Source organism: Azospirillum rugosum, assembly GCF_017876155.1.
GTDB lineage: Bacteria > Pseudomonadota > Alphaproteobacteria > Azospirillales > Azospirillaceae > Azospirillum > Azospirillum rugosum.
Map to the genome: position 1 here is coordinate 191229 of NZ_JAGINP010000005.1, position 15694 is coordinate 206922.

Genomic DNA, 15694 nt, shown 5'->3' on the forward strand with positions numbered 1-15694 from the left:
GGATCCGGTCCTCCCTCAGGCGGCGACGATCTTGACGGCGCACTTCTTGAAGTCGGTCTGCTTGCTGATCGGGTCGGTGGCGTCCAGCGTCACCTTGTTGATCAGCCGCGCCGAATCGAACCACGGCACGAAGACCACGCCGCGCGGCGGTCGGTTGCGCCCGCGCGTCTCCACCCGCGTGAGGATCTCGCCGCGCCGGGAGACCACCTTCACCTCCGACCCGCGGCGCAGGCCGCGGTCCTTGGCGTCGTCGGGGTGCATGAAGACCATCGCGATGGGCATGGCCTTGTACAGCTCCGGCACTCGCATGGTCATGGAGCCGGAATGCCAGTGCTCCAGCACGCGCCCCGTGACCAGCCACAGGTCGAAGTCCTTGTCCGGCGATTCCGCCGGCGGCTCGTAGGGAAAGGCGAAGACGTTCGCCTTGCCGTCCGGGTTGCCGTAGAACTTGACCCCCTCCCCCTCCTTCACGAAGGGGTCGAGGCCCTCGCGGTAGCGCCAGCGCGTCTCCTTCCCGTCCACCACGGGCCAGCGCAGGCCGCGCACCTCGTGGTACTGGTCGAAGGGCGCCAGATCGTGGCCGTGGCCGCGGCCGAAGCTGGCGTATTCCTCGAACAGCCCCTTCTGCACGTAGAAGCCGAAGGCCTTGGATTCGCGGTTCTCGTACTCCGGGCTGATCTCCGACAGGGGGAAGCGGTCCACGTTGCCGTTGCGGTACAGCACGTCGAACAGCGTCTTGCCGCGGAAGTCCGGGTTGGCGTCCAGGATCTCCTTCGGCCACACCTCGTCGGTGGTGAAGCGCTTGGAGAATTCCATGAGCTGCCACAGGTCGGACCGCGCCTCGCCCGGCGCGTTGACCAGCTGGTGCCAGAAGTGGGTGCGCCGCTCCGCGTTGCCGTAGGCGCCCTCCTTCTCCACCCACATGGCGGCGGGCAGGATCAGGTCGGCGGCCGCGGCGGTCACCGTCGGGTAGGCGTCCGACACGACGATGAAGTTGTCCGGGTTGCGATAGCCGGGATAGGTCTCGGTGTTGGTGTTGGGCGCCGCCTGGAGGTTGTTGTTGACCATGATCCAGAAGGCGTTGAGCTTCCCGTCCTTCAGCATGCGGTCCATCAGGACGGCGTGGTAGCCGATCTTCCCGGGCAGCAGGCCCTTGGGGATCTTCCAGCCTTCCTCCACGTGGGAGCGGTGGACCGGGTTGTTCACCTGCATGTCGGCGGGCAGCCGGTGGGCGAAGGTGCCGACCTCGCGCGCGGTGCCGCAGGCCGACGGCTGGCCGGTCAGGGAGAAGGGGCTGTTGCCGGGTTCGGAGATTTTCCCGGTCAGCAGGTGGATGTTGTAGACCATGTGGTTGACCCACACGCCCCGCACATGCTGGTTGAAGCCCATGGTCCACAGCGACATGACCTTGGTCTTCGGGTCGGCGTACAGCTCCGCCAGCGCCAGCAGCCGCTCCTTCGGCACCTTGCTCAGCTCCGCGGCCTTGTCGACCGTGTAGTCGCTGACGAAGGCCGCGAACTCGTCGAAGCTCATGGGCTTGGAATCGGTCGGGTCCTTGGCGTTGGCCGCGCGCACCTCCAGCACGTTCTCCGGCCGCAGGCCATAGCCGATGTCCTTCTGGCCCAGGCGGAAGTTGCAGTGCTTCTCCACGAACTCCCGGTTCACCCGGCCGGTCTTGATGATGTGGTTGGCGATGAAGTTCAGAATGGCGAGGTCGGTCCCCGGCTCGAAGATCATGGGGATGTCGGCCAGCTCGAAGCTGCGGTGCTCGAAGGTGGAAAGCACGGCGACCTTGACGTGGTTGTGCGCCAGCCGCCGGTCGCTGATCCGGGTCCACAGGATGGGGTGCATCTCCGCCATGTTGGAGCCCCAGAGGACGAAGGCGTCGGCGTGCTCGAAGTCGTCGTAGCAGCCCATCGGCTCGTCCATGCCGAAGGTGCGGATGAAGGCGACCGCGGCCGACGCCATGCAATGGCGGGCGTTGGGGTCCAGGTTGTTGGTGCGGAAGCCGGCGCGCATCAGCTTGGACGCCGCGTAGCCTTCCCAGATCGTCCATTGGCCGGAGCCGAACATCCCCACGGCGTCCGGCCCCTTCTCCTTCAGCGCGCGCTTCCACTGGCGGGCCATCTCGTCGAAGGCCTGGTCCCAGGTGACCGGCAGGAACTCCCCGTCCTTGTGGTATTTGCCGTCACGCATGCGCAGCAGCGGCTGGGTCAGCCGGTCCTGCCCGTACATGATCTTGGACAGGAAATAGCCCTTCACGCAGTTCAGGCCGCGGTTGACCTCCGCCTGCATGTCGCCGTGGGTGGCGACGACGCGGTTGTCCTTGGTGGCGACCATGACCCCGCAGCCGGTGCCGCAGAAGCGGCACGGCGCCTTGGACCATTTGAGCTGCGCGTCCTCGCCCGCGATCATGGAAGTCTGCGCCATGGCCGGAAGGCTGACGCCTCCCGCCGCCGCCGCGGCGGCCACCGCCTGCGCCTTGATGAAATCCCGCCGATCCAACATGGGTGTTCCCCCTTTTTTGGATTTTCAGAGTCTTGGACGTTCAGACGTCGGTCGAACCGTTGGCCTCCTCCGCTGCAACCCCGGCCGGTTCGACGTGATGGAAAACCAGGACCGCGGACATCACCCCGTCGAGCAGGTGCATCGCGGTCATGTGGTCGGCGATCCGGCCCTCGTTCGGGGCCTCGACCGTCACGATCATCTTGCCCGCTTCCTCGATATGAATTTCGGTGCCGGGCATGGCGGAGACCGCCGCACGGATGGCGTCGCTCCGCTCGGGCCGCAGGTGGACGAGGATGGAGGCGATGTGCCATTCGGCGGGCATGGACTCAGGCCGCATGGGGAGCCTCCGACGGCGTTAAAATCGTGACCGCGCCCACCGGGCAGGCGGACAGGCAGGCCCCGCAGCCGGTGCAGGTGGACGCGTCCAGGACCGGGCGCGCGACGCCGTTGGGCTCCAGGGCAAAGCGGATCGCCGATTCCGGGCAGGCATCGCCGCAGCTTCGGCAAACGACACGGCGCGCGGTCAGGCAGGACGGCCCGACCGCGGCGACGAGCGTCCAGGGGCGGTCGGCGCCGCGGTCGAACAGCGGTTCCGGGCAGGCGTCGGCGCAGGCGGCGCAGAAGCTGCACTCGCCCTGGCGGAAATCGATCTCGGGGAAGCCACCGTCGCCAGCGCGCAGGATCGCTTCCGGGCAGGCCCCGACGCAGGCGCCGCAGCGCGTGCACAGGTCCGTGAAACGGTCGGCGAGCGACCAGGGGGGACGGAGCGCCGGCGGCGCCGCACGCAACCGTCCGCGCAGAAGGCGGCGCCGGGATTCATCGAAAGCCTGGTTCGGCATGGCCAGCGCCCGATCGGTCAAACGGGGGGCGGGCCCGGCGGCCCCATGATCAGCTGGGACATCCAGACCAGGAAGCCGTACCCGCCGACGATCGCGACCGACAAAATCGGCCAGATCACGACGGCCAGCAGCAGGAACATCGCGATTTCCCGGCGTTTGGCACCGGAATCGGCGACTGCGGGAGGCGTGACCAAGCGCGGCTTTAATCGATCGGGCGTGGAGGAACGCTCTTCCCGGCGGAAGTGGCTCATGACTCGTTCAGCCTCCGACCTGACGTCAGACGCCTCTACAACCGGTAACGGTTGGCCTTGTTCCGAGGAACTTTGGATTGTGCAGGGAGGATGGTGGGCCTGGCCGGATTCGAACCGACGACAACACCGTTATGAGCGGCGCGTTCTAACCGCTGAACTACAGGCCCGTCCCGCAAGGGACGCCGAATGTGCGCCAGATCAGGGGCAACTTGCAACCCCGTTTGGCAACCGAGGCGTGCCGAAACGAAAAACGGGGCCGCGAAGGCCCCGTTTTCCATTCGATCGTATTTCCAAACCCGGATCAAGTGTCCGGATCAGGTGTCCAGGAAGCTGCGCAGCTTGCGCGACCGCGACGGGTGCTTCAGCTTGCGCAGGGCCTTCGCCTCGATCTGGCGGATGCGCTCGCGCGTCACGTTGAACTGCTGGCCGACCTCTTCCAGCGTGTGGTCGGTGTTCATGCCGATGCCGAAGCGCATGCGCAGCACGCGTTCCTCACGCGGCGTCAGCGAGGCCAGCACGCGGGTCGTCGTCTCGCGCAGGTTCGCCTGGATGGCGGCGTCGAGCGGCAGGACGGCGTTCTTGTCCTCGATGAAGTCGCCGAGATGCGAATCCTCCTCGTCGCCGATCGGCGTTTCGAGGGAGATCGGCTCCTTGGCGATCTTCAGGACCTTGCGGACCTTCTCCAGCGGCATCATCAGACGCTCCGCCAGCTCCTCCGGGGTCGGCTCGCGGCCGATCTCGTGCAGCATCTGGCGGCTGGTGCGGACCAGCTTGTTGATCGTCTCGATCATGTGGACCGGGATGCGGATGGTCCGCGCCTGGTCCGCGATGGAGCGGGTGATCGCCTGGCGAATCCACCACGTCGCGTAGGTCGAGAACTTGTAGCCGCGCCGGTACTCGAACTTGTCCACCGCCTTCATCAGGCCGATGTTGCCCTCCTGGATCAGGTCCAGGAACTGCAGGCCGCGGTTCGTGTACTTCTTCGCGATGGAGATCACGAGGCGCAGGTTGGCCTCCACCATCTCCTTCTTCGCGCGGCTCGCTTCCTTCTCGCCCTTCTGGACGGTGGAGACGATGCGGCGGAACTCGCTGATCGGCAGCTTGGCTTCATCCGAGATGCCGGACACGCCTTCGCGCGTCTTGCGGATGTCGCTCTCGTACTTGTCGTAGAACTTGCCCCAGGTCTTGGGGTTCAGTCCGCGGACGCGCTCCAGCCAGTTCGGATCCAGCTCGTGGCCGAAATAGTGGTTCAGGAAGTCCTCGCGCTTCACGCGGCAGTCGGTCGCCATGCGCAGCAGCTTGCCCTCGAAGCCGGTCAGCTTGCGGTTCAGGGCGTAGAGCTGCTCGACCAGCTGCTCGATGCGCTGGTTGTTCAGGCGGACCGTGTTCATCAGCTCGACCATCTCGGTCTTGAGCTTGTCGTACTTCTTGTCCGACTGCTTGACCACGTCCTCGCCGCGCTGGATGGCGGCGATGCGGCCCTCGTGCAGCTTGTGCAGCTTGTCGTAGGTCGCCTTGATCTTCTCGAAGGTCTCGATGACCTGCGGCTTCAGCGCGGCTTCCATGGCGGACAGGGACAGGCTGTTCTCGCCGTCCTCGTCGCCCTCCTCCTCGCCTTCGCCCTCGGGGCGCGGCGGACGCTCCTCCTCGGTCTCCTCCGTCTCGGCGGCGGCTTCCACCACCTCGGCGAGGCCTTCGGGGATCTCCTCACCGTCCGGGCCGCCGCCGTAGGTGGCGTCCAGGTCGATGATGTCGCGCAGCAGCATCTTCCCTTCCATGAGGGCGTCGTGCCACTCAAGGATGGCGCGGATGGTCAGCGGCGATTCGCAGATCGCGCCGATCATCATCTCGCGGCCGGCCTCGATGCGCTTGGCGATCGCGATCTCGCCTTCGCGGGACAGCAGCTCGACCGAGCCCATCTCGCGCAGGTACATGCGGACCGGGTCGTCCGTACGGCCGATGTCGTCGTCGTCCAGGTTGCCGGCCGAACGGCCCTCGCCCTCGCCCTCGGCGGCGGCGTTGCCTTCGTTGTCCTGCTCCTCGGACTCGACGATGTTGATGCCCATTTCGGACAGCATGGCCATCGTGTCTTCGATCTGCTCCGAAGACGATGTATCCTGCGGCAGGGCGGCGTTCAGCTCGTCGTACGTGACGTAGCCGCGCTCCTTGCCGCGGGCGATCATCTTCTTGACGGCAAGACCCATGCCGTCCATGAGCGGACCGTCACCCGTGTCTTCCCGGGCTTCCGAAACTTCCACGCTGTTCGCAGCTTTCGTGGCCATGCGATCGATGCCCCCGCATTACCCCAATAAGAAAATACCAAAGCGCGCACCGCGGCGGCCCCCCGCCGACGATCCGCACCTGCTTAACCCGGTTGTGTACCGCCCGGAACCGTGTACGGCCCGATCGGGTCCACCTTGGCCCTGCCTTCCGCCGCCCGGCCGCCGCGGCAGCTAGGCATCCTCGAGATCCTCGTCATCCGTCATTCCCATTCCGGACCTGATGACCTCCTGTTGAAGGGCCACGACCCGCGCGAAATTCGCTTCGCTGTTGTCACGAGCCAACGCCGCCTTTGCCTCCGTCAAATCGACCATGACCTGCCTGTGATGCAGATGCCTCCAGGTCGGCCACCATCCCTTCTTCGCATCCAGGGCCGAAGCCTCCGGCCGCGCGAATCCGGCATGGACATAGGTCGACTCGCTTAGCAGAGCGCCGACAATGGTATCAAAGCCGGCGGATGACAAGTGGCGACAAAGCGATGCGGCGTCAAGTCCCGAGTCGTTTCCAGCCGAGTCGTTTCCGGTTTGGCCGGCCAGCGCTTCAATGACCGCGCGCCGCAGTTCATCGAGCGCCGGGTCGGCGAACGGGAGCATCCCGAGGGACTCTCCCAACTCGTCAAACAGCTCAGGGTGGTTGATGATCACGGCCAAAAGCACGCGTTCCCGCGCGGCGGCCAGATTTCCGGGGTTGCGGCGGCGGTGGCCGGGCGGCGGCGCGGTGCGCTGGCCCGGCATGCCCGGGACGTGGCGGCGCGGCGGCTGGCCGGGGCGCTGGCCCGGAACCCACGGCGCGCGGTCGGGCCGCGGACGCGGCGGCGGGGCGAAGGCCTCGTCCACACGGCGGCGCATTTCCGTGCGGTAGAAGACCTGGACGTCGCGGTCGGCGATGGTGGAGACGCGCGCCTCCAGCGCCGCCTTCACCGCCGCCTTGGATTCCGGCGTGCCGGTGGGCTTGCCCTCCGTCTCCATCCGCCAGACCGCCTCGGACAGTGGGATCGCCTCGCCCAGCACCTCCTGCATGGCGCGGGGGCCGTGCAGGCGCAGCAGGCTGTCGGGATCCTCCCCCTCCGGCAGGAAGGCGACGCGGGCGGACTGGCCGGGGGCGAGGTGCGGCAAAATGCGCTCCACCGCGCGCCACGCCGCGCGCCGGCCGGCGTTGTCGCCGTCGAAGCAGAGGAAGGGCACCTTCTCCGCGTCGGGGATCAGCTTCCACAACTCCTGCACCTGCGTCTCGGTCAGCGCGGTGCCGAGCGGAGCGACCGCCCCTTCGAAGCCGGCGCGGACCAGCGCGATGACGTCCATGTAGCCTTCGGCGACGATCACCGGCTTGCCGTCCGCCGCCGCCTGCCGCGCCCGCGACAGGCCGTAGAGCAGCGTGCCCTTGTGGAAGAGCGGCGTGTCCGACGTGTTGACGTATTTCGGCCCGTCGCCCTCCAGGATGCGGCCGCCGAAGGCGACCACCTGCCCGCGCCGGTCGGTGACCGGGAAGATGACGCGGTTGCGGAAGAAGCTGTAGGGCGTGCGCCCATCGTCCGGCCGCCGCAGCAGGCCGACGGTGACCATGTCCTCCTCGGCATAGTTCAGCTTCAGCAGGTGCTGCCGCAGCGCCCCGGAATCGCCGGGGGCGAAACCCAGGCGGAAGCGCGCCATGATGTCGGTGTCGAGGCCGCGGCGCTGGAAATACTCCAGCCCGGCCCGCCCGGCGGGGGCGTAGAGCTGCTGCTCGAACCAGCGGGCCGCCTGCTCGACCAGGTCGTGCAGGGTCTTGCGCCGCTCGTACTTCTGCTTGTCCTCCTCGGTGGGGCGGGGAACCGGCATGCCGGCCTCCCCGGCCAGCGCTTCGACCGCCTCCGGGAAGGCCAGGTTGTCGTGGCGCATCACGAAGCCGATGATGTCGCCGTGAGCCCCACAACCGAAGCAGTTCCCGGTCAGGATGTTGTCTTCGATGGCGAAAGCGTGCTCCCCCGGCACCTCCGCGCAATAGACCTCCTCCTCCCGGTCGGTTTCCTCCACCGACACGACGACCCAGCGCAGGCGATCGAACGACTTCTGGGCCGCTTCGAACCGCTGGCGTGCGGTTTCCCCGAGGAAGAGCGCGGGGTTCATGGTCGAGGTGACGAAATGGATGCGCGAAATCTCGCAATCGGCCGCCGCCAGCCCCTTGCGGATGGCGGTTGTGATCCCGTAGGTCGCGATGCCGACGCGCAGGGCGGCGGCGCGGACCCATTCCAGATGGGCGCGGTTCGCGCTGTGCAGCATCACGGTGCCGTCCTTCGCCACATGCCCGTCGGCGGCGAGGTAGCCGGCCAGGAAACCAAGCAGATAGGCGTCGCTTTCCTCCAGCGAGGGCAGCGCCTTCATGTGCCCGAACGCCCGCCCCCCATAGACGCGCAGGTAGGGCTTGCCCGATTCGGTGAAGCGTTCGACGGGAGTCTGGTCGGGAAACCAGCCGGCCAGCACCCGGTCCTTCTTCCCATGCAGATGGACGTGCCCATAGCAGCCTCGCTCGACCGAGCCGTCGCCGAACACGATCCCATGGGCGACCCCCGCGGGATCGAGCGTCCAGTCCCGGCGCGCTTCCGGAACGACGGCGTCCAGCCTGTGGCCAGGGCGCAGGCCGGAGGTCAGGACGTCGCCCTTCACGCCCCGCACGAACCAGCGGTGCCCCGCGGTCGCGTACAGCGTCTTCGACAGCCCGTTGCGCGACAGCGTGATGCGGTGGAGCCTTTGAACGCCGTAGCTCTTGAACACGGCGGGCACCCAGACGCCGCCGCGCGTCAGGACCGTCTGCGTCGTGCCGGCCAGCGAGCGGATCGGGCGGACGCCGTCGGGGAGGATCACCCCCGTCTCCCCGGCCAGACAGTGGAAGAAGCCCTTCTGGTCGTTCACGTAGAAGGAGGGCGTCTTCTCATGATGGAAGGGGCACGGCGCCTTGTACTCGCGCCCGGCGCGGATCAGGCGCATGCGCTTGCCCACCACGTCGGACAGGGCCAGACGGGTGCGCAGCTCCTCCAGGAATTGGGGCGGGAAGGCCATGGTCGGGCGTTACCGGTGACGGACGGGAATGACGGGTTCGGGGTTTCGGGGTGGCGGAGCCCGGTGTCGGAACGCCGCCGGTCTCCCCAACGGCTCCGCCCGCGTTTGGCCTAACCCCGCCGTAACGTCGGCAGCGTGTGGGACGGGGCCGCCGGGCCTCAGCCGCCCGACAGCTGCTGCTTGACGACCGGACCGGCCTTGGCGAAGTCCATCTGGCCGGCGTGGCGGGTCTTCAGCTCCGCCATCACCTTGCCCATGTCCTTGATGCTGGTGGCGCCGACCTCGCCGATGACGGTCCGGATGGCGGCGGCCGTCTCTTCCTCCGACATCTGCTTGGGCAGGAAGCCTTCGATGATCGCGATCTCCTCGCGCTCCTGCTCGGCCAGTTCCGGGCGCCCGCCCTGCTCGTACATCTTGATCGATTCGCCGCGCTGCTTGATCATCGACTGCAGCATCGACATCATCTCGGCCTCGTCGATGCCGTCCATGACGCCGCGCGAGCGCGCCGCGATGTCGCGGTCCTTCAGCGCCGCCAGAATCAGGCGGACGGTGGACACCGCGCGCTGGTTCTTGGCGCGCATCGCTTCCTTCAGGGCCTCGTTCAGCCGCGTGCGCAGCATACCTGTATCCTCACATCTCGATCGCAATGGTCCGGCGCCGGCCCGGCATTCCGGCAGAACTCCGGACGGCGCGAACCTGGGATGTTCCCCGATTTCCCGGGGAATTGCCATGGCTATTCCGCGGCCCTTCCAGGCGGGTGGCCGGGCGGGTGGCCAGGCGGGGTCACCCACGGCCTGCGCAGGCGCCCCATGCAAACGGATTGCTGGAAATCACGGGGCCAATCGTCATATACGGTTGACCGGCCCACCCGACCCGACTAATCGATCCAGGCTCCAGCCGACCGCCCGCGAGGGGGTGCGGCCGAACCCGGAGCGAACGGTGACGCGTGCGCCCGCGGGACGAAAGCGCCGTCGCCGTTCCGCAAACTGGATGTGTGTGGCCCGCGGCGGCTCTTGATAAGGTCTGAAGGATGGCTCAATCGACTCTCCCGGCGGGCGATGCCGGCGCTTACACCGGTGTCCTGGTTCTGGCCGATGGCACCGTCTTCAAGGGCCGAGGCATCGGTGCGGTGGGAGATTCGGTGGGCGAGGTGTGCTTCAACACCTCCATGACCGGCTATCAGGAAATCCTGACCGACCCCAGCTACGCCGGGCAGATCATCACCTTCACCTTCCCGCACGTCGGCAACGTCGGCGCCAACCCGGAGGACATCGAGACGGTGACCCCGGCGGCGCGCGGCCTGATCCTGCGCGCCGACATCACCGACCCGTCGAACTGGCGCGCCACCCGCCATCTGGACGACTGGCTGAAGAACTATGGCATGGTCGGCCTGGCCGGCATCGACACCCGCCGCCTGACCCGCCGCATCCGCGACCTGGGCGCCCCCAACGGCGTCGTCGCCCACGCGCCGGACGGCGTGTTCGACCTGGACGCGCTGGTCGCCAAGGCCAAGGGCTGGCCGGGGCTGGAGGGCATGGACCTCGCCAAGGACGTCTCCTGCCGCCAGACCTACGCCTGGGACGAGGCCGGCTGGACGATGGGCCAGGGCTACGGCAAGCAGGAGAACCCGCGCTTCCACGTCGTGGCGATCGACTACGGCGCCAAGCGCAACATCCTGCGCTGCCTCGCCGCGGCCGGCTGCAAGGTCACGGTCGTTCCGGGCACCGCCACGGCGGACGAGGTGATGCGCCACCAGCCGGACGGCGTCTTCCTGTCGAACGGCCCCGGCGACCCCGCCGCCACGGGCGAATACGCCGTGCCGACGATCAAGGGCCTGCTGGACACCGGCCTGCCGATGTTCGGCATCTGCCTCGGCCACCAGATGCTATCGCTGGCGCTGGGCGCCAAGACGAAGAAGATGGCGCTGGGCCACCGCGGCGCGAACCACCCGGTGAAGGATCTGGCCAGCGGCCGCGTGGAGATCACCAGCCAGAACCACGGCTTCGTGGTGATGGAGGAGACCCTGCCCGCCGACGCCGAGGTGACCCACGTCAGCCTGTTCGACGGCAGCAACGAAGGCATCCGGCTGAAGAGCAAGCCGGTCTTCTCCGTGCAGTACCATCCGGAGGCCTCGCCCGGCCCGCAGGACAGCCACTACCTGTTCGACCGCTTCGTCGAGCTGATGGCCGGGAAGAAGCCCGCGTAAGCGGCGCCCGAACACAGGCACAAAGAAAAGGAGCCGGTTTCGGCTCCTTTTCGCGTTTCAGGCTCGCGTTTCAGGGATCGGCTTCCCCTTTATTCAGCGTTCAGTGCGCGGTTTCACCCGCTGCACCCCGCCGTAGGGGGTGGTGCCGCCGCGTCCACCCGGCGCGCCGGCGGCCTGGCCGAAGTCGGTGTTGTCGCACTCCGCTTTCCGGCCCGCTTCCCGGCCGGCAGCCTTTCCGCCCTCAGGCTTGTCGCCGGACTGCTGCGGGCGCGGCGTGGTCATCGGCCCCTCACGCTCGTCGAACGGCGCTTGGCCGGTGGTCTGCCAGTCGGCTCCGCTCCGCCCGCCGGGCGGGCGCTCGTCGCCTCGTTTCTCGGACATGCTCGTTCCCTCCTTCGGTTCCTCCGGGAGGCAACCTCACAGGAACAGAGCCGCCAGAGCGACGATCAGCACCACGATCAGCAGCGCCGGAATCGCCATGCCACCGGCCGTCCAGCCGCCGCGGGTGGAGGACGGCGTGATGGTGGAGTGGATGGCGTTGCGCGACGCCGCCTCGGACGACAGGCCGGGTTTCGGCTCGCCGCCGCGCGGGTCCGTGTCGCCGAGCGGCCTGTGACGGCGCAAGGTGCCGTCCCGGACATCGACAGGCGACCCGCCCGGATAATCGGGCCGCGGGTCACCGGTTCCGGGGCCGGCCCCGATGTTGTTCGGACCTGCGGTGCCTGTCCCGGCCCGTTCAGGATTTCGGTCGTGCATGATGCACCCCCATCGTTCGGCTGCCCCTCCTTCCGCCAACAGCGGGCCTCCCGCACGGTTCCGAATCCTTTGGGTACGTACAATTAAAGGTGTGTCCTTCGAACCCGAAGTCTGCGATGGTAAACGAAGCATAATTCACCAGTAATACGGGAGTATGCAACCGGTGCCCGCGCCGCAGCCGGCCAAAGACGACAGCGCCGAAGACAGCCGCGTCAAGCCCACCCGGCGCCCCGGTTTCCGTCGTGGCCGGGCGGGCGGACGGGCGGGCGGGTTATCCCTTCGCGCCGGGCTGGTCCTCTTGGTGACCACGGCGATGCTTCCGGTCCTCGCCTTCGTCGGCTGGATGGTCGTCCGCATGGCCGAGACGCAGAGCGCGGCCATCGAACGGTCCGGCCAGGACACCGCGCGCATGCTGGCGGTCGCCATCGACCGCGAATTGACCGCGATGGCGACGGCGCTCCAGGTGCTGTCGACCTCCCCCTCCCTCCGGTCCGGCGACTACGCCGCCTTTCACGCGACGGCGATCGAGGTCCTGCGCAGCAAGGACGTCCGGCGCGAGGGCGTTCACATCGTCCTGACCGAAGCCAACGGGCAGCAGATCGCCAACACCCGCCGCGCCTATGGGGAACCGCTCCCGCGCACGGCCGTCCCGGACTTGGTCCGCCGTGCGGCGGAAGCCAGCCAGACGCAGATTTCCGGCGTGTTCCGCGGTGCCATCGCCGGGCAACTCCTGGTCGCCGTCGCCGTTCCGGTGGTGCAGGACGGCCAGCCGACCCGCGTGCTGTCGATGAGCGTGCCGACCGACGTCCTGGCCGGCGTCCTCAAGCGCCAGGAGCTGCCCGGCGGCTGGATCGCCGGCCTGTGGGACCGGGAAGGCCTGTTCATCACGCGCACCGCGGCGCCGCAGTCCAGCGCCGGCACGCCGGTCCCGCCCGAGGTGGTCCGGGTCACCGCCGCGGAGACGTCGGGAACCTTCCCCTTCGTCACACGGGACGGCGTCCGGTTCTTCAACGCCTTCGCCCGCTCCGACACGTCGGGCTGGACCGTCACGGTCGGCGTCCCCCAGGCGGTGATCAGCGAGCCGCTGACCCAGTCTGTCCTGCTGGTCCTGACCGGCGGCGGCATTCTCCTGGCGCTCAGCCTGATGATGGCGCTTGCCGTCGGGCGGCGCATCGCCGGGCCGGTCGCCGCGCTCGCCGATTCGGCCAGGGCGCTCGGGCGCCACGGTCCGTCGGCCACCACCGGCATCATCGAGCGCACCCCGATCCGCGAGGTGAACGACGTCGCCGGCGCGCTCGCCAGCACGGCTCAGCGGCTGCGCGACAGCGAGGCCCAGCAGCGCCTTGTCATGGAGGCGGTCGGCCTCGGCGTCTGGCGCTTCGACGCCCGCGGCGGGCGGTTCTACGGGTCGGACCGGACGGCGGAACTGCTCGGCAGCGCCGCCTCGGACGGCACGTCGATCGAAGCCTGGATCCGCAACGTCTCCGCCGATTATCGCGACGGCCTCCGCAGCGCGTTCTACCGCGACGGCCCGGCCGCCGGCGAGTTCGAGACGGAATTCCCGGTCGGCTCCCCCGACGGGCGGGTGCGCTGGCTCATGATGCGCGGCTCCTTCCTCGCCGAGGCGGCACCCGGCGCCGCCCGCGCCGTCGGCATCCTGGAGGACGTGACCGAGCGGCGCCGCGCCCACGAGGAGCAGCTTGGCGAACTGGTGGGGCGGCACGCCGCCGACCGCCGCCTGTTCGCGGCCATCATCGAAAGCTCCACCGACCTGATCGTCGCGGTGGACCAGGACCTGCGCATCCTGCTGTTCAACGGCGCCTACCAGCGCGAGATCGAGTCGCTGTACGGCCGGCGCCCGGAGATCGGCCGTTCCCTTCTGGACCTGATGGACGGGGTGCCCGACGCCATCGACCGGGCGCGCGTCCTGTGGGGCCGCGCTCTGGCCGGCGAGACCTTCACCATCGTGGAGGAGATCGGCAACCCGGCGCTCCGCCGCCAGCGCTTTGAGCTGGCCTTCGGCACCATGGTCGATTCCAGCGGCCGGCGCATCGGCGCCTTCCGCATCGCCCGCGACATCGGCGAGCGGGAACGCACCCAGGAGGCGCTGCGCCAGGCGGAGGAAACGCTGCACCAGATCCGCAAGATGGAAGCGATCGGGCAGCTGACCGGCGGCATCGCCCACGACTTCAACAACCTGCTGCAGGCGATCGGGTCGGCCCTCTTCCTGATCCAGGCCGGGCAGGACGGCGCAAGCACCGGGGCGGGAACCGCCAAGGCCCTGGACTTGGCGACGGAGGCCGTGAAGAAGGGCGCCACGCTGACCCAGCATCTGCTGGCCTTTTCGCGCCGCCAGCGGCTGGAACCGAAGTCCGTGAACGTCGGGGCTCTGGTCGAGGGGATGAGCGGCCTGCTCGAACGCACGCTCGGCGGGACGATCCGCATCGCGACGGAGTCCGCGTCCGGCCTGTGGGCGGCGCGGGTCGACCCGAACCAGCTGGAGATGGCCATCCTCAACCTGGCCATCAACGCGCGCGACGCCATGCCCGACGGCGGCGCGCTGACCATCGCCACCGCCAACTGCCCTGCCGGCTCCGCCGGCCGCCCGGCCGACCTCGCGCCCGGCGACTGTGTGCGCATCGCCGTGGCCGACACCGGGCAGGGCATGGGCGAGGAGGTCGCGGCCCGCGCCTTCGAGCCTTTCTTCACCACCAAGGGCGTCGGCCACGGCACCGGCCTCGGCCTGTCCATGGTGCACGGGCTGGCTGCGCAGTCCGGCGGGACCGTGACGCTCGACACCGCACCCGGCCGCGGAACGACCGTGACGCTCTACCTGCCGCGCGCCGACGCGCAGGACGCGACCGCCCCGGCGGAGGGGAGCATGGGGAAGGCCTTGCCGCCGCAATGTTCCGCCACCATCCTGGTCGTCGAGGACGAGGTGCTGGTGCGCATGGGCACCGCGACGGTCCTGGAGCAGGCCGGTTTCCGCATCATGGAGGCCTCCAGCGGACCGGAGGCTCTGGAGGTGATGGAGCGGGAGCCGGAGGTGGACCTCGTGCTGACCGACTATGCGATGCCCGGCATGACCGGGCTGGAGCTGATCCGGGCGCTGCGGACCCGTCGCCCGGATTTGCCGGTGCTGATGGTGACGGGCTACGCCGAGATCCCGAAGGCCGCCTCGGTGGATGGCCTCGTCATCATGCAGAAGCCCTACCGGGCGGAAGAGCTGGTCGGCCGCATCCGCAGGACGCTGGCCGCCCCCTCCATCCTGGCGGCACAATGACGGCCGCATGCCCGTCCCTGAGCCGTCCCTTCTCCCCTGCCCGCTCTGCGGCCGGCCGATGGTGCCGGGGCCGAGCCTGAACGAGCATCACCTGGTGCCCCGCACCTACGGCGGACGCGCGACCGTGACCATGCACCGCATCTGCCACGCCAAGATCCACGCGGTGCTGAGCGAGCAGGAATTGCGCGACCGCTATCACACCGTGGAGAGCCTGCGGGCCCACCCGGAGATCGCGTCCTTCCTACGCTGGGTCGCCCGCAAGCCGCCGGAATTCATGGACGGCCACGCCTCCGGCCGGGGCAAGAAGAAACGGTGAAGCACCCAACCTACGGATTCCAAATCGTCAGGCGGCGGGCTTGCGCGGCGGGTTCACGGGCGCCATCAGCGCCGAGAAGCGCTGGTCCATGGACTGCAGCCACATCAGCATGATCGACATCTGGCCTTTCAGCTCGCGAATGTCGCCCTGCGTCGCGTGCTGCATGTCGATGAGTTGATCGAGCTTGGCGAGGATTTCCGACTCACGGTCCATGGGCCTG

General features: G+C 68.6%; 13 protein-coding genes, 1 tRNA gene and 1 pseudogene. 3 read left to right on the forward strand and 12 right to left on the reverse strand.

Annotated features, from left to right (window positions below; all coding sequences use genetic code 11):
• Nucleotides 1-15 precede the first annotated feature (15 nt).
• The 9 genes and pseudogenes from napA to J2851_RS09065 form a co-directional block, all read right to left on the reverse strand.
• Nucleotides 16-2508 (reverse strand): periplasmic nitrate reductase subunit alpha, encoded by a 2493-nt coding sequence (gene napA, locus J2851_RS09020; protein ID WP_209765868.1) that lies wholly within the window; start codon nt 2506-2508, stop codon nt 16-18.
• Between the two features lie 40 nt (nt 2509-2548).
• Nucleotides 2549-2845 carry a chaperone NapD gene (locus J2851_RS09025; protein ID WP_209765869.1) on the reverse strand — a complete coding sequence of 99 codons (297 nt, stop codon included), beginning with the start codon at nt 2843-2845 and terminating at the stop codon, nt 2549-2551.
• Nucleotides 2835-3347 (reverse strand): ferredoxin-type protein NapF, encoded by a 513-nt coding sequence (gene napF, locus J2851_RS09030; protein WP_209765871.1) that lies wholly within the window; start codon nt 3345-3347, stop codon nt 2835-2837. The genes J2851_RS09025 and napF overlap by 11 nt, the downstream gene beginning before the upstream one ends.
• A gap of 17 nt (nt 3348-3364) precedes the next feature.
• A complete protein-coding gene (gene napE, locus J2851_RS09035) occupies nt 3365-3598 on the reverse strand; it encodes a periplasmic nitrate reductase, NapE protein (protein WP_209765873.1) in 234 nt (77 codons plus the stop codon).
• A gap of 91 nt (nt 3599-3689) precedes the next feature.
• A tRNA-Ile gene (locus J2851_RS09040) sits at nt 3690-3765 on the reverse strand.
• Between the two features lie 147 nt (nt 3766-3912).
• Nucleotides 3913-5880 (reverse strand): RNA polymerase sigma factor RpoD, encoded by a 1968-nt coding sequence (rpoD, locus tag J2851_RS09045; RefSeq protein ID WP_209765874.1) that lies wholly within the window; start codon nt 5878-5880, stop codon nt 3913-3915.
• A gap of 171 nt (nt 5881-6051) precedes the next feature.
• Entirely contained in the window at nt 6052-8238 is a 2187-nt protein-coding gene (gene dnaG, locus J2851_RS35665; RefSeq protein ID WP_370881310.1) for a DNA primase, read from the reverse strand.
• Between the two features lie 498 nt (nt 8239-8736).
• Nucleotides 8737-8913 (reverse strand): annotated as a pseudogene (locus J2851_RS36680) (CHC2 zinc finger domain-containing protein); the annotation flags it as partial.
• 158 nt (nt 8914-9071) lie between these two features.
• Nucleotides 9072-9533, reverse strand: coding sequence for a GatB/YqeY domain-containing protein (locus J2851_RS09065; protein ID WP_209765875.1), 462 nt, complete (start codon nt 9531-9533; stop codon nt 9072-9074).
• 410 nt (nt 9534-9943) lie between these two features.
• Here J2851_RS09065 and carA point away from each other — a divergent pair, with 410 nt between their 5' ends.
• Nucleotides 9944-11119 carry a glutamine-hydrolyzing carbamoyl-phosphate synthase small subunit gene (carA, locus tag J2851_RS09070; protein WP_209765876.1) on the forward strand — a complete coding sequence of 392 codons (1176 nt, stop codon included), beginning with the start codon at nt 9944-9946 and terminating at the stop codon, nt 11117-11119.
• A 93-nt stretch (nt 11120-11212) separates the two neighbouring features.
• On the opposite strand, the gene J2851_RS09075 is transcribed toward carA, so the two are convergent.
• Nucleotides 11213-11500 (reverse strand): hypothetical protein, encoded by a 288-nt coding sequence (locus tag J2851_RS09075; RefSeq protein WP_209765877.1) that lies wholly within the window; start codon nt 11498-11500, stop codon nt 11213-11215.
• A 36-nt stretch (nt 11501-11536) separates the two neighbouring features.
• Nucleotides 11537-11743, reverse strand: a complete 207-nt coding sequence (locus J2851_RS09080) for a hypothetical protein (protein ID WP_209765878.1) — start codon at nt 11741-11743, stop codon at nt 11537-11539.
• Between the two features lie 445 nt (nt 11744-12188).
• On the opposite strand from J2851_RS09080, the gene J2851_RS09085 reads away from it, so the two are divergent.
• The gene (locus J2851_RS09085) at nt 12189-15158 is read left to right on the forward strand and encodes a response regulator (protein WP_209765879.1); all 2970 of its coding nucleotides are present in this window, start codon (nt 12189-12191) and stop codon (nt 15156-15158) included.
• A 7-nt stretch (nt 15159-15165) separates the two neighbouring features.
• The gene (locus J2851_RS09090; protein WP_246500526.1) at nt 15166-15474 is read left to right on the forward strand and encodes an HNH endonuclease; all 309 of its coding nucleotides are present in this window, start codon (nt 15166-15168) and stop codon (nt 15472-15474) included.
• Nucleotides 15475-15501: 27 nt separating this feature from the next.
• Here J2851_RS09090 and J2851_RS09095 read toward each other — a convergent pair whose 3' ends face one another.
• Nucleotides 15502-15687, reverse strand: coding sequence for a hypothetical protein (locus J2851_RS09095; RefSeq protein ID WP_209765880.1), 186 nt, complete (start codon nt 15685-15687; stop codon nt 15502-15504).
• Between the last annotated feature and the right edge of the window lie 7 nt (nt 15688-15694).

Excerpts from the sequence above, each read along its gene's own strand:
- rpoD (WP_209765874.1), bottom strand. The coding sequence starts at position 5,880 with ATGGCCACGAAAGCTGCGAACAGCGTGGAAGTTTCGGAAGCCCGGGAA.
- J2851_RS09085 (WP_209765879.1), top strand. The coding sequence starts at position 12,189 with ATGCTTCCGGTCCTCGCCTTCGTCGGCTGGATGGTCGTCCGCATGGCC.
- J2851_RS09095 (WP_209765880.1), bottom strand. The coding sequence starts at position 15,687 with ATGGACCGTGAGTCGGAAATCCTCGCCAAGCTCGATCAACTCATCGAC.
- napE (WP_209765873.1), bottom strand. The coding sequence starts at position 3,598 with ATGAGCCACTTCCGCCGGGAAGAGCGTTCCTCCACGCCCGATCGATTA.
- napA (WP_209765868.1), bottom strand. The coding sequence starts at position 2,508 with ATGTTGGATCGGCGGGATTTCATCAAGGCGCAGGCGGTGGCCGCCGCG.
- carA (WP_209765876.1), top strand. The coding sequence starts at position 9,944 with ATGGCTCAATCGACTCTCCCGGCGGGCGATGCCGGCGCTTACACCGGT.
- napF (WP_209765871.1), bottom strand. The coding sequence starts at position 3,347 with ATGCCGAACCAGGCTTTCGATGAATCCCGGCGCCGCCTTCTGCGCGGA.
- dnaG (WP_370881310.1), bottom strand. The coding sequence starts at position 8,238 with ATGAAGGCGCTGCCCTCGCTGGAGGAAAGCGACGCCTATCTGCTTGGT.
- J2851_RS09075 (WP_209765877.1), bottom strand. The coding sequence starts at position 11,500 with ATGTCCGAGAAACGAGGCGACGAGCGCCCGCCCGGCGGGCGGAGCGGA.
- J2851_RS09025 (WP_209765869.1), bottom strand. The coding sequence starts at position 2,845 with ATGCGGCCTGAGTCCATGCCCGCCGAATGGCACATCGCCTCCATCCTC.
- J2851_RS09065 (WP_209765875.1), bottom strand. The coding sequence starts at position 9,533 with ATGCTGCGCACGCGGCTGAACGAGGCCCTGAAGGAAGCGATGCGCGCC.
- J2851_RS09090 (WP_246500526.1), top strand. The coding sequence starts at position 15,166 with ATGCCCGTCCCTGAGCCGTCCCTTCTCCCCTGCCCGCTCTGCGGCCGG.